General features: G+C 67.8%; 14 protein-coding genes. 6 read left to right on the top strand and 8 right to left on the bottom strand.

The window, feature by feature from the left end; genetic code table 11:
* Positions 1 to 36: 36 nt before the first annotated feature.
* From SK803_RS18150 to SK803_RS18140, 3 genes are read left to right on the top strand one after another with little or no spacing between them, the layout of a single operon-like run.
* Positions 37 to 771 (top strand): YcnI family copper-binding membrane protein, encoded by a 735-nt coding sequence (locus SK803_RS18150; RefSeq protein WP_319967190.1) that lies wholly within the window; start codon positions 37 to 39, stop codon positions 769 to 771.
* Entirely contained in the window at positions 768 to 1,301 is a 534-nt protein-coding gene (locus tag SK803_RS18145; RefSeq protein ID WP_319967189.1) for a copper resistance CopC family protein, read from the top strand. The genes SK803_RS18150 and SK803_RS18145 overlap by 4 nt, the downstream gene beginning before the upstream one ends.
* Entirely contained in the window at positions 1,298 to 2,317 is a 1,020-nt protein-coding gene (locus SK803_RS18140; RefSeq protein ID WP_319967188.1) for a copper resistance D family protein, read from the top strand. Before SK803_RS18145 ends, SK803_RS18140 begins: the two co-directional genes overlap by 4 nt.
* On the opposite strand, the gene SK803_RS18135 is transcribed toward SK803_RS18140, so the two are convergent.
* Complete coding sequence (locus SK803_RS18135; RefSeq protein ID WP_319967187.1) at positions 2,310 to 3,137, bottom strand: LysR family transcriptional regulator; 828 nt, start codon at positions 3,135 to 3,137, stop codon at positions 2,310 to 2,312. The genes SK803_RS18140 and SK803_RS18135 overlap by 8 nt on opposite strands.
* Before the next feature lie 87 nt (positions 3,138 to 3,224).
* Here SK803_RS18135 and SK803_RS18130 point away from each other — a divergent pair, with 87 nt between their 5' ends.
* A complete protein-coding gene (locus SK803_RS18130) occupies positions 3,225 to 3,944 on the top strand; it encodes an SDR family oxidoreductase (RefSeq protein WP_319967186.1) in 720 nt (239 codons plus the stop codon).
* Between the two features lie 91 nt (positions 3,945 to 4,035).
* Here the strand turns inward: SK803_RS18130 and SK803_RS18125 are convergent, their stop codons facing one another.
* Positions 4,036 to 4,317 carry a hypothetical protein gene (locus SK803_RS18125; protein WP_093596166.1) on the bottom strand — a complete coding sequence of 94 codons (282 nt, stop codon included), beginning with the start codon at positions 4,315 to 4,317 and terminating at the stop codon, positions 4,036 to 4,038.
* Between the two features lie 155 nt (positions 4,318 to 4,472).
* Positions 4,473 to 5,855, bottom strand: coding sequence for a helix-turn-helix transcriptional regulator (locus SK803_RS18120; protein WP_319967185.1), 1,383 nt, complete (start codon positions 5,853 to 5,855; stop codon positions 4,473 to 4,475).
* Positions 5,856 to 6,348: 493 nt separating this feature from the next.
* Here SK803_RS18120 and SK803_RS18110 point away from each other — a divergent pair, with 493 nt between their 5' ends.
* Entirely contained in the window at positions 6,349 to 6,708 is a 360-nt protein-coding gene (locus SK803_RS18110) for a hypothetical protein (protein WP_035909125.1), read from the top strand.
* A gap of 247 nt (positions 6,709 to 6,955) precedes the next feature.
* On the opposite strand, the gene SK803_RS18105 is transcribed toward SK803_RS18110, so the two are convergent.
* The 4 genes from SK803_RS18105 to SK803_RS18090 are packed head-to-tail and all read right to left on the bottom strand — an operon-like array spanning position 6,956 to position 10,469.
* On the bottom strand, positions 6,956 to 7,201 hold the full coding sequence (locus tag SK803_RS18105; RefSeq protein ID WP_319967184.1) for a three-helix bundle dimerization domain-containing protein: 246 nt from the start codon (positions 7,199 to 7,201) through the stop codon (positions 6,956 to 6,958).
* 40 nt (positions 7,202 to 7,241) lie between these two features.
* The gene (locus SK803_RS18100) at positions 7,242 to 8,021 is read right to left on the bottom strand and encodes an SDR family NAD(P)-dependent oxidoreductase (RefSeq protein WP_319967183.1); all 780 of its coding nucleotides are present in this window, start codon (positions 8,019 to 8,021) and stop codon (positions 7,242 to 7,244) included.
* Complete coding sequence (locus SK803_RS18095; RefSeq protein ID WP_319967370.1) at positions 8,021 to 9,181, bottom strand: MFS transporter; 1,161 nt, start codon at positions 9,179 to 9,181, stop codon at positions 8,021 to 8,023. Before SK803_RS18095 ends, SK803_RS18100 begins: the two co-directional genes overlap by 1 nt.
* Positions 9,182 to 9,221: 40 nt before the next feature.
* Positions 9,222 to 10,469 carry a GH1 family beta-glucosidase gene (locus tag SK803_RS18090; protein WP_319967182.1) on the bottom strand — a complete coding sequence of 416 codons (1,248 nt, stop codon included), beginning with the start codon at positions 10,467 to 10,469 and terminating at the stop codon, positions 9,222 to 9,224.
* A gap of 112 nt (positions 10,470 to 10,581) precedes the next feature.
* On the opposite strand from SK803_RS18090, the gene SK803_RS18085 reads away from it, so the two are divergent.
* Positions 10,582 to 11,196: a TetR/AcrR family transcriptional regulator gene (locus SK803_RS18085; RefSeq protein ID WP_319967181.1), complete on the top strand. Its 615-nt coding sequence runs from the start codon at positions 10,582 to 10,584 to the stop codon at positions 11,194 to 11,196.
* Here SK803_RS18085 and SK803_RS18080 read toward each other — a convergent pair.
* The gene (locus SK803_RS18080; RefSeq protein WP_319967180.1) at positions 11,193 to 12,374 is read right to left on the bottom strand and encodes an amino acid deaminase/aldolase; all 1,182 of its coding nucleotides are present in this window, start codon (positions 12,372 to 12,374) and stop codon (positions 11,193 to 11,195) included. The genes SK803_RS18085 and SK803_RS18080 overlap by 4 nt on opposite strands.
* Between the last annotated feature and the right edge of the window lie 7 nt (positions 12,375 to 12,381).

The raw sequence follows: 12,381 nt of genomic DNA, 5'->3' as shown, positions 1-12,381 counted from the left end.
ACCCAAACCCCTTTGGCAATCAGGAGCTACAACTTCATGTCGACAAATCGATTTGGCGTGCGCGCGCTCGCCGTCTTCGCCGTTGCCGGATTCGCCGTGCTCGGCACCCCGACCATCGCATCGGCGCACGTCAGCGCCCAGCCGTCCGAGTTCACCCAGGGCGGCCGCGCCACCTTCGCGTTCCGCGTGCCGAACGAGCGCGACAACGCAGGCACCACCAAGATCGAGGTGACGCTGCCGCAGGACACCCCGCTCACGTCGGTGCGCACGAAGCCGCTGGCCGGGTGGAAGGCCGAGGTCGTCAAGGGCAAGCTCGACAAGCCCGTGACCGTGGCCGGCAAGGAGATCACCGAGGCTTATCGGACCATCACCTGGACCGCCGAGCCCGGTGTGAAGATCAACGTCAACGAGTACCAGGAGTTCTTCGTCGCGATCGGCACCCTGCCGGAGGGCAAGGACGAGCTGGAGCTCCCGACGAAGCAGACCTACGAGAACGGCGAGGTCGTGGACTGGGCGCAGGCGGCCGGTGCCGACGGCAAGGAGCCGGAGCACCCGGCCCCCGCGCTGAAGCTCGCCGCGAAGAAGGCCGCTGACGACGGCCACGGTGGCCACGGCACGACGCCCGCCGCCAACAGCACCGACACGCACGAGGCGTCGGCTGCCGGCTCCGACAAGACCGCCCGCTACCTCGGTGGCGCCGGTCTGGCCGTCGGCGCGCTCGGCCTGGGCTTCGGCGTCGGCGCGATCCTGCGTTCGCGGCGCAAGGCATGAAGCGCGCACTCATCGCGTTCCTGTTCGCTGGTGCGGCCGTGCTCGTCACGGCCGCCCCCGCGGCGGCGCACAACGCGCTGATCAGCAGCGACCCGAAGGACAAGACGTCGCTGGACGCGGGTCCGGCGAGCGTCACGCTGACGTTCGACCAGGACGTGCAGGGCGGCCAGGGCATCAACACGATCTCGGTCGTGGACGCCAACGGTGGCCACTACGAGGTCGCGGGCGACCCGACGATCAAGGACAACGCGGTCTCCGCGAAGGTCAACGCGCTCGGCAAGGCCGGGCAGTACAAGATCGGCTACCGCATCCTGTCGGCGGACGGCCACCCCGTGTCCGGTGAGCTGACGTTCACGCTGACCAAGGACGGCACGGGCACACCCACCACGCCGGCGAACGCGAACGCCTCGACCGGCGACAGCGGATCGAGCGACGGCCTGCCCATCTGGGTGTGGATCGTCGGCGCCGTGGTGCTGCTCGGCGGCGGCGTGTTCTTCGCGCTGCGCGGTGGCGGAGGCGCGAAGGCATGAGTGACGTCCGGACCACCGCCCCCACCCACTACCGCGTGCTCGCCGGGCTCGTCCTCGGCGCACTCGGAGGCATCGCGCTCGGCCTCGTGCTGGCACCACCTGTCGTGGTCGCCGGGGTCGTCGACGCCGGGGCGGCGGTCCGGTACGGCCTGCCGGTCACCAGGGTGCTGCTGGACGTCTCGGCGACGATCGTCGTCGGGTTGTCGATCCTGCCGAAACTGCTCGGCTTCGACCGTCCGACGCACACCGAACCCGTCATGCGGATCGCCCGGCCGGCCGCGGTCATCGCCGCCGCCGTCTGGGTGATCACCGCGTTGACGGCGATCGTGCTGCAGGCCGCCGAACTGCGGCCGGGCAGCAACGTCAGCATCGGCAACGCGATCGACTACATCGGAGCAGTCGGCGCCGGCAAGGGCCTGCTGTTCAGCGCGGCCTGCGCGTTCGTCTACCTGATCATCGGCGTGATGGCCGTGCGCAGCGGCGAGTCCGTACCCGCTGAGCTGCGGATTCTCATCTCGATGTTCGGTCTGCTGCCGATCCCGGTGACCGGGCACGCTTCCAACTGGAAGTACCACGACTACTCGATGGTCTCCATGGAGCTGCACGTGCTGGGCGCGGCCGCGTGGACCGGCGGGCTCGGTGCGTTGATGGCGCTGGTCGCCTACCGCAAGGGACTGCTCGCGATCGCGTTGCCGAAGTTCTCGAAGGTCGCGACCATCTCGCTGATCGTCGTGTCGGTGACCGGCCTGTTCAACGGCCTGCTGGAGCTGATCCTCAACCCGGTCGTCCCGTTCCCGCAGTCGATGTTCACGACCGGCTACGGGTTGCTGTTCATCGGCAAGGCGGTGTGCGCGGGGCTGATCGCGGTGCTCGGCGCGCACATCCGGTGGCGGCTGCTGCCGAAGATCTCCCAGCACAAGGTCACCGCGATCGTGCAGTGGGCGGTGTTCGAGGTGACCGTCATGGGCGTGGCGTTCGGCCTCGCGGTGGTGCTCAGCCGCGCCCCCGTCAGCTGAATCCCATCGCCACGCGCACCAGGTCGGCGACGGCACGCGACCTGCTGTGCGGCGGCCAGGCGATCACCGTCGTCACCTTCGGCGCGTCCACGACCGGTACCGCGGCCAGGCCTTCGAGCAGACCCGTGCGGACGACTTCCGGCATGACCGCGACGGCGCGGCCCAGCGCGATCATCTGGAACAGCTGCGTCAGGTTGTGCACCTCCACGCCGGGACCGGGAAGGTAGGTGCCGTCGGGCTCCGGCCAGCGCGCGAGCTCCGGCAGGTCGATGACGTCGGCCATCCGCAGCCGCGCCGCACCGGCGAGTGGATGCGAGGTCGGCAGGATCGCGAACTGGCTCTCGGTGCGCAGAGGCTCGACGTCGAGGCCAGCGGTCGAGTCATACGGTTCGTGCAGGATCGCCACGTCGGCCCGGCCGTCGAGCAGCGGTTGCCGGGTGTGGGCCTCGCACAACAGCAGGTCGACGGCTACCGCACCGGGTTCGGCGGCGTAGGCGTCGAGCAGTTTCGCCAGCAGTTCGCTGGAACCTCCGGCCTTGGCGGCCAGCACCAGCGAAGGCCTGTCGACGGTGCGGGTGCGTCTCTCGGCCGCAGCGACCGCACCGAGGATCGCCCTGCCCTCGGCCAGCAGCAGCGCACCCGCCTCGGTGAGCGACACCTTCCGGCTGGTGCGGGTCAGCAGCGCGACGCCGAGGCGGTGCTCGAGCTGGGCGATGGTCCGCGAGAGCGGCGGCTGGGCGATGCCGAGACGGTCGGCAGCGCGGCCGAAGTGCAGCTCCTCGGCGACCGCGACGAAGTACCGAAGCTCTCGGGTCTCCACACGTCCAAGGTATCGATACCGGCGGGGTATCGCTGCCACACCGAAGTGATGTTGGTCTTGAAGCCGCTGCAGACCAACATCAAATGCATGAGCGAACAGACGATCGCGCTGGTCACCGGCGCGAACAAGGGCATCGGTCACGAGATCGCGGCAGGGCTGGGCGCCTTGGGGATGAGCGTCGGAGTCGGCGCGCGGGACCGTCAGCGAGGCGAGGAAGCGACCGCGAAACTGCAGGCGAACGGCGTTGACGCGTTCTTCGTACCGTTGGACGTGACCGACGACGAGAGCGTCACCGAAGCAGGAGCACTGTTCGAGGAACGGTTCGGCCGGCTCGACGTGCTGGTCAACAACGCCGCGATCGCCGGAGGGTGGCCGGATCAGCCGTCGACCGCCACGCCGGAGAGCATCAGGGCGGTGGTGGAGACCAACGTGATCGGCGTCGTCCGGGTCACCAACGCGCTGTTGCCGCTGCTGAACCGCTCAGCCAGGCCGCGAATCGTGAACCTGTCGAGCCACGTCGCGTCGCTGACCCTGCAGAGCACACCGGGCGTCACCCTCGGCGGGGTCAGCGGGACCTACTCGCCGTCGAAGACGTACCTGAACGCGATCACCGTCCAGTACGCCAAGGAACTGGAGAACATCAAGGTCAACGGGGCGTGCCCCGGATATGTGGCGACCGATCTCAACGGCTTCCAGGGGACCGACACACCCGCGGAGGGAGCCAGGGTCGCGATCAAGCTGGCCACCCTGCCCGACGACGGTCCCACCGGCGGCCTGTTCGACGCCGCCGGGCCCGTGCCCTGGTGAGGGAGTGGCAATTGTTCAACGTGAAACATCCGCAGCTTCGAACAGACTCTGCGAGTGGTCCGATCAGCGCGACGAGCTGCGCGCGAACGGACTAGTCGGTGATCAGTCGGGCTGAAGATTCCTCACGCATGCGCGCCAGCCGGTTCATCGTCCGCTGACCGCGGCGGTCCAGCTCGCGGCTGTCGATCCAGCCGTTGGCGTAGTAGCGGTAGTCCTGCGCCAGCGCCACCAGCTCGGCGAGGTAGTCGGCTGACCTGCGCCGTCGTTCCTCGTCGAACCCCGCCAGCAGTGGCAGCTGGGTGTCCACCACCTCGTCGAGCAACTGCGCCGAACGCAGCGCTCTCCTGGAACGCCACCTCCGAGTAAGGCTCACGCGCCGCACCTCGTCCTTCGCCCCGACCTGCCGCACCCTAGGGCGTGGATTGCACGCCCGTCGATGCTGCATTCGTGTGCGAGGGTCCTGGCGTTACCGGTTCGTGTCCCACGCCATCCGATCGTGGTGCTATGGGGCCCAAACGAGACGGAGGATCAGGCGGCCGACTCGGTGCCGGTGAAGCGGGCGACGCGGTCCGCCAGCTCGCGGGCCTCGGGGTTGTTGCGGCGCTTCTCGGCCTCCTGGCGAAGCGGCTCCATGCGCTGCTTCGTGCGCACCGACTTGAGGCTTTCCGACAGGTCGACGGCCTGGCGACCGATCTTGGCGCCGTGGTCGATGTCGCCTTCGAGCAGGTGGTTGATCGCCATCGAGGTGAGGTTGAACGAACGGCTGCGCGCGTACTCGTCACCGAAGTTGTTGATCGCTTTGGACAGCGCCGGGATGGCGGTCCTCGTGTACTTGGCGTCCACCGTCTGTGCCAGCTCCGTGTGCACCGTGCCGATCATGGACGAGAGGTCGATCTCGTTGAAGAACTTGGCCCAGGCAGGGGCTTCGGTGACGTTCGCGCGGGAGAACTCGTCGCGCGCACGGCCGAGCAGCTTGAGCGCCTGCTCGTCGGAACCCATCTTCGCGTAGGCCCAGGCCTCGTTCGCGCACAGGATGCCCACCGCCAGTTCGGAACCGGAGTTCTGCGCGGCCAGCTGACCCAGCTGGAACACCTTCAGCGCGTCGTCCGGGGCGTTCTGGTGCAAGTAGACGCGACCCATGCGGTACAGGATGTTCGCCATCAGCGCCTCGTTCTCGCCCTGCTTGGCGAGGTCGAGGGCCTGACCGAAGTGGTTGCGGGCCGAGTCCATCAGACCCGTGTCGAACGACGTCCAGCCGGCGAGGTTGTGCAGGTCCGCCAGCGCGACGTAGAGGCGCTGTCGAACGATGTCCGTTGAGCTCGCACCGAGCATCTGCTGTCCCCAGGACAGCTGGGCGACCACCGCGTCGCGGCAGGAACCGCCGCCGTACTGGTAGTCCAGGGCACGCAGAGCCCGCGTCGCCGCTTCGACCTGGCGCACATCGGTCATGCCGATGCGTCCCGGAGCCGGAGTCTGTGTGGGGTGTGAAACCCACGACCCGGAGTCCGCTCCGAACACGGCCGCGCCCACTGTCACGGCGGCGGCGTGCGCGAGGAACTTCCGACGCTTCACCGACTCGTCCTCCTCAGGATGGGGTGAGTCCGCGGTTGCGGCCACCCGTACTGCCGTTGTCTCGTCATAGGCGAGACCCATGTATCCACGTGGGACACCCAAGCCGCAGGCGATCCGAGTCAGGACGTCATATGCCATCACCTGGCGTCCCTTGAGGATCTCCGAGACTTCGGACTGCGACTGCCCAGTGAGCGCCGCGATCTGGCGCTGGGACACACCGTGCCTTCGGAGCAGCCGGTAGACCGAGCTGATCTCTCGTCGGGCAAGTGCGTCCCGCATCTCCTGGTGGTCCCACACCTCGGCGGGGATCGGAGAGCCCTGGGAACTCATGGTGTTCATCGCGCACCCTCACAGTCCGTTGGGCGTCATCGGCAGACTAGGGGCAGGTCCCCGAGTCGAGAAGTCCTCTTCGGCGGAGCTGATCGGCTCTGCCGAACACCACTTACCGCTCACCGTAAGACTTCCACCGGTGGGCGCTGTGACGTCCCGTTCCGGCATGAATCATCGCAATCTAGATTCCGGTAAGCGAGTGAGCACGGAGAGGAACGACCGATAGTGGACAGCTCCTCCCCAGGCTCCACCTCCATTGTGGAGACGGGTGACACCGAATCCACATGGCGCGGCATGACCGGGCAACGTCGGACGTGGCAGATCAGCTGCGGCGACGTGGTCGACCGGGACCGCCAGCTCACCGTGAAGGTCGTTCAGGGCCAAGTGGTCCTGGTAGGCCCTCCCGGAGAGACGGCAGTCTTGTCCCACGACCAGCTCGTACAGCTCAGGGCCGCGCTACGCGAAGCCGCCGACCAGGCGGAAAGGTGACGGTGACGTTTCGATGGACGCGATCCTCGGACAGGTTCTTCGCAACGCTGTGTGGGAACGCCTCGACCTGCTCACAGAGCTGGCGAGCCGCGCTGACGCCCCGTCCCTCCTGTCGGTGGCTCGATCCGAGCTCCCTCGGCTGACCGAGGGATGGCGTGCTCTGCTGGCAGCGCACGAGCCGGACGAGAAGGGCAACTGCCCTGAGTGCTCCGGCCGTTGGCGCCAGCAGAAGTCACCTTGCTCGGTGTGGCGCGCCGCGTACGAACACCTGGTTGCGGGCGGACTCGCCCCGCGCCCGGCTCGCCATCTGCGCGAGGCCCCGGTGACCCCTCCTGTCACCCGGACCCGCCGCGCGGTGGCTCGAGCCCACTAACGGGCGTTTGCGACTGACCTGGCGTCCCCCCGACACGTCCAGGTCTGCAAACCGCCTACTGACCGGTGGCTCGCGATGTGCGAACCCCCGACCGCTACATCGCGGGCCCCGGTCAGCTTTTACAACTCCACAGATTCCCGCGGGCCGGTGACGTGCACCTTCCCTCCCCGACCGTTACCGGTCCGCGGTCACCAACCACGGCCCTTGTCTGCACCTCCCGCGCAGACAGGGGCCGTTTTCATCGGCTTCAGCCGCCTGCCGCGAGCTTCTGCTCCGCTGACCTCGCAACGAGAATCGGCAGGAAAGACTCGATGCTCGCGTGGTCGTGGATCTCCTCGTAGGCGTCGCGCACCGCGCGCTGAACAGCCTGTTCGTCGAACGCGTCGCCGACGCGGCGGTGCACCTCCGCCGTTGCTTGACGCAGCTGGTCCTCGGTTTGCGCGTGGAGACCGTGCGGGTCGCGGACGAGGTGGCCGTCGACATTGCGGGTCATGGGTGTCCTCCCTTGGCGTTTGGCCCAGGGATTCCCCGGTTCAGCGGTGCGTACCCGTCTTCCACGTGAGATACGAGGTCAGACCGGGGAAAAGCCGGCCCGAGATCTCGAACGCCTTGAGCTGCCAGGGGAACAGGTGCTCGGCGCGTTCCTTCTCGACGGCGTCGACGATCGCCTTGGCGCACTGCGCCGGCGTGACCGTGGGGATCAGCCTGGCGATCGCCGGGATCCGTTCCTCCGCACCGGGGTTGTTGGCGAAGTACTCGCTCGACACCTTGCCCGGCACCACTTCGCTGATCCCGACGCCGGTTCCGCGCAGGTCAAGGCGCAGGGAAGCGGTCAGGCCGCGAAGAGCCCACCGCGACGACTGGTAGCCCACGCAGCCGGGAATCGGCAGGCGCGACACCGGTGAGTTGACGTTGACGATCCAGCCGGAGCCGCGGGAACGCATGGCGCCCAAGTACTCCCTGGTCAGCAGCAACGCCGCCAGGTACGGCACGGAGGTCATCGTCTGCAGCTCGTCGGCCGTGGTGTCGTCCAGGAACAACCAGCGACCGACGCCGGCGTTGTTGACGAGCACGTCAGGTGCCGGAACCGCTTCGGCGAGCGCGTGAATCTGCGCCGCGTCGGCCAGATCGGCCACGTGAGCGGTCGCCGAGCCGCCGAACTCGATGATCCGTTTAACCTGTAGATCAAGCAGCTCGGCGCTCCGGGCCACAAGGTGGACGTGCGCGCCATGAGCGGCGAACCGGAACGCGGCCTCAGCGCCGATCCCCTGGGACGCGCCCGTGACCAGAACCTTCTTGCCCGACAGCTGCATCAGACCACCGATCGCACTCGACTCATCAAGACCGCCGCCAGCGTCGTCGCCAGCGCCGACACCGCGAACAGACCGCGGTAGCCACCCAGGTTGGCCAAGATCAGGGCGGTCAGCAAGGGGGCGATGACCTGGGGCAACGCGTTGGCGACGTTCAGCACGCCCAGATCCTTGGCCCGATCGGACGCCGCCGGCAGCACCTGCGTCAGCAGCGCGATCGCGACCGCCCAGTAGGTGCCGAAGCCGACGCCGAGCAGCGGTGAGGCGATCAGCACGGCGGTCCAGGTCGGCCAGACCACGAGGATCAACGCCGCGAGCGCCATCACGGCCGCGGCACCGTAGACATACGGCTTGCGACGCCCAGAACGATCACTCCGTGCGCCGAACAGCACCGCTCCTGCGGCGAGCGCCACCCCGTACAGCGCCATGAGCACCAGCAGACCGTCCTCCGGCGACTCGTGGTGGACCACGTCGCCGAGGAAGTACAGGAGGTAGAGCGTGCCGAACGCGTTGCCGAGGTTGATCATGAGGTGACCGCCCCAGGCCCACGCGAAGTCGGGGTGCTGCTTGGGCGAGATCCAGAACGTCGGCCGCACCGGCTTGGTGATGAGCTGTGTGTCCGGCGTGCGCAGGACGAAGAAGATGGCGCCGCCCAGGACGATGACCGCACACGCCAGATAGCCGGCCTGAAGCCCGCTGACCAGCAAGGTCACCACGACCGCGCCCAGCACGGTGCCGAGCATCTGGCTGATCCCGATCAACCCGCCGACCTGCGCGCGTTGCTCGACCGGCACCCGGTCCGGCACGGCGGAGGTCAGCGCGGCGAGCATCCCGCCGATCCCCGCCTGCACCAGACACCAGCCGATGGTCATCACGACCACCGACGGCGCGTTGGCCAGCACGGCGAGACCGACGGCGCCGACGATCGCGCCCGCGAGCGTCCACGGATGGCGACGGCCGAACCTCGACGTCGTGCGGTCGGACAGGAACCCGATCAACGGCACGACCAGCAGCGACACCAGGCCGCCGAAGCCGGTGACGATGCCGAACACCAGCTCCTTGTTCGCCTTGTTCAGCAGCTCGGCCTGTTGCGGCAGCAGCACCTGGATCGGCGCGTAGACCGCCAGCCACAACCCGAGGTTCGCGCAGAACAGCCAGGCCATCCAGCCGCGGCGAACCCTCACCACCGGCTCAGCGAGGGCTTCACTCACCACTGATCACCTTTCTGTACCAGTGGAACGAGTCGCGCGGCGTGCGTCGCTGCGTCTCGTAGTCGACGTGGACCAGGCCGAACCGCTGCGAATATCCGGCCTCCCACTCGAAGTTGTCCAGCAGGGACCACACGAAGTAGCCGTCGACGCCCGCTTCCAGCGCGGCCTTGAGGTGTCCGTCGAGGTAGGCGACGCGCTCGGCGTCGTTGATCTCGTCGGGGAAGCTGCAGCCGCTCTCGGTGACGTGCACCGGCGGCAGGTTCGGGTGCCGCTCGCGGAGTGTCGTGATGATCTCGGTCAGCCCGGACGGCACCACCGGCCAGCCGAAACCGGTGCGCGGGTACTCGTCGATCTCCACCAGTTCGAACGGCAGCGGGTTGCCGTCGGACGGGCTCCTCAGCCGGGTCGGGTTGTAGTAGTTCACGCCGTAGAAGTCGAGCGGCTGGTGGATCGTGGCCAGGTCACCATCGGCGATAGGCAGAAGCTCGGCGACTGCGTCGGGATATCGGCCCGACAGCACGGGGTCCGCGTAGATCCAGTTGTGGATTTCGCTGTACGCCTCGGCAGCTGCTACGTCATTCGGCGTAGCCGGCCAGGCGGGCGTGTGGTTGTTCGCCGTACCGACGGCTTGCGCGTTGAACGATCGGAGCACCTCGACCGCACGGCCGTGAGCGAGGTTCAGGTGGTGAGCGGTCGGCACCGCGTCGAACAGCAGCGTCTTGCCGGGGGCGTGCTCACCGATCGCATAGCCCTGCAACGTCACCATCGCGGGTTCGTTGATCGGGATCCACATCTTCACGCGGTCGGCGAGCCGGTCCGCGACCAGCGAGGTGTAGTCGGCGAACCGGTCGGCGATGTCCCGGTTGAGCCAACCGCCCTCGGCTTCCAGCTCCAGCGGCGTGTCCCAGTGGTACAACGTCACCACGGGGGCGATACCGACGTCGACGAGCGCGTCGACCAGACGGTCGTAGAAGTCGAGGCCCTCGGCGTTGACAGGTCCCTTGCCGGACGGCTGGATGCGCGGCCACGCGATCGAGAACCGATACGCGTTCACGCCGAGCTGCGCCATGAGCGCAACGTCCTCACGCCACCGGTTGTAGTGGTCGCACGCAACGGAAGCGTTCTGGTTCTCGTGTACCGGAGTGAACTCGTCCCACACGGAGGGACCCCGGCCACCGGCAGCGAACGCGCCCTCGATCTGGAACGCGGACGTCGACACTCCCCAGAGGAAGTCGCTCATCGATCCTCCAAATGTGAAACTTGTTCGGATCGTAGGCGTGTTGACAGGTCCAGGGAAGTGAAAAGGCCGTACAACAGGCAAGATGGAAGTACCCGAACTACTGGGAGTCGCCGTGACGAGCACCACCCCGCTTCGCCGTCAGCCCGTTCAGCAGCGCAGCGCCAAGAGGGTCGAGCGCATGCTCGAGGCCTGCGCGACCCTCATCGACGAGGTGGGCTACGACGGCGTGACCACGACGTTGATCGCGGAAAGAGCGGGTGTGGCGGTCGGTTCGCTGTACCAGTTCTTCCCCGACAAGAGAGCCGTCGTGCAGGCACTGACCCTGCGCAACGTCGACAAGTTCTCCCAGGGCATCACCGACCGGCTCGAGCAGGCGACCCTCGAGCACTGGTGGGACGCCGTGGACACGGTGTTCGACGTCTACGTGACGATGCACCGCGAGATCCCCGCGTTCGGGAGGCTGCACTTCGGTGACGTCGTGGACATGCGGCTGCTGGACGACCGCCGCGACAACAACGCCGTCATCTCCGACAAGATCTCCGAGCTGATCTCGGGCAGGTTCGGCATCCCGATGACCGAGGTCCAGCTGCCGATCGCGATCGCGGTCGAGGCCGCCGACGCCGTGATGAAGATGGCGTTCCGCAACAACCCGACGGGCGACATCGCGATCCTGACCGAAGCGCGGGCCCTGGTCAGGGGCTACCTGTCGTCACGTCTCCCGGTCTAACCGAAGTTCCGGCGCTCGCCGCGGTACGTGGGCACGGTCCGCTCGATGCGGTCACCGTGCACCAGGTGCACCTCGTCGAACCGCTCGAACAGCTCGCCGGCCTTGGCGTGCCGCATCCAGACGCGATCGCCGATCTTCAGCTGCTCCGCGGCCTTGCCGGTGACCGGTGTCTGCACCTCGCCCGCACCCTCGAGCCCGAGCGTCTTCAGCCCCTCCGGCAGGTACGGCGACGGCTGACGGTCAGGCGTGGGCGTGCCGGACGCGATGTACCCGCCGGCGAACAGCGTGGCGACGCGCCTGGTCGGCTTGCGCACCACCGACAACGCGAACAGCGCGGCAGGTTCCGGCTTGAAGCCCTGGTACCCGTCGAACAGCGTCGGCCCGAACAACCCGGACCCAGCCGCGAGCTCGGTGACCGACGGGTCGGAGGCGGTGAGCTCAAGACTTCCGGTGCCACCACCGTTGACGAACTCCAGATCGGCAACCTGCCGAACCGCGCTCACCACAGCGGTCCGCCGGTGAATCAACTCAGGCCCGGACTTGGACTGGATGAACCGGATCCCGAGCGCCCGCAACGGCTGACCAGGCGGGTTGTCCCCCAGCCCGGCGATCTGCCCCTCGTAGGCCATGACCCCGACGAGCTTGAACCCCCGCCGTTGCGCGATCTTGGCCGCCAGCACCTTCGCCTGCACCGGCGTGTGGATCGACGACCGCCGCGGTCCGATGTGGACACCGGGCAACGGCCGCCACGAGACGTCCAGCTCCAGGCAGACCCGAATGTCCGAGTGCGGCCCGATCGCCGCGTCGACGAAGTCGAGGTGCTCAGTGGAATCGACCATGATCGTCACGCGCTGACGTGCGGTCTCGTTCGCCGCGAGCTTCTGCAACGACGCCCGGTCGGCCGTCGGATACGCAACGAGCAGGTCCTCGCTGACGTTCTGCTCCGACAACCACAACGCCTCGGCCAGCGAGTAACACATGACCCCGGCATAGCCGGGCCGCTCAAGCGCCCGGCTCACCAGGTCGCGCACCCGGATCGACTTGCTCGCGACCCGGATCGGATGACCGGCAGCGCGACGGGCGAGGTCCGCCGCGTTGTGGTCGAAGGCATCCAGGTCGACGATCGCGAACGGAGGATCCAAATCCTTCGTCGCGGCGTCGAGTCGGTTTCTGCGCATGCCCTGA

Origin of the sequence: Lentzea miocenica, assembly GCF_033949945.1 — a bacterium.
In the GTDB taxonomy this organism is placed as follows: Bacteria; Actinomycetota; Actinomycetes; order Mycobacteriales; family Pseudonocardiaceae; genus Lentzea; species Lentzea miocenica.
The sequence above is the reverse complement of the archived record's forward strand: the minus strand, read 5'-3'. Positions and strand labels throughout refer to the sequence as shown.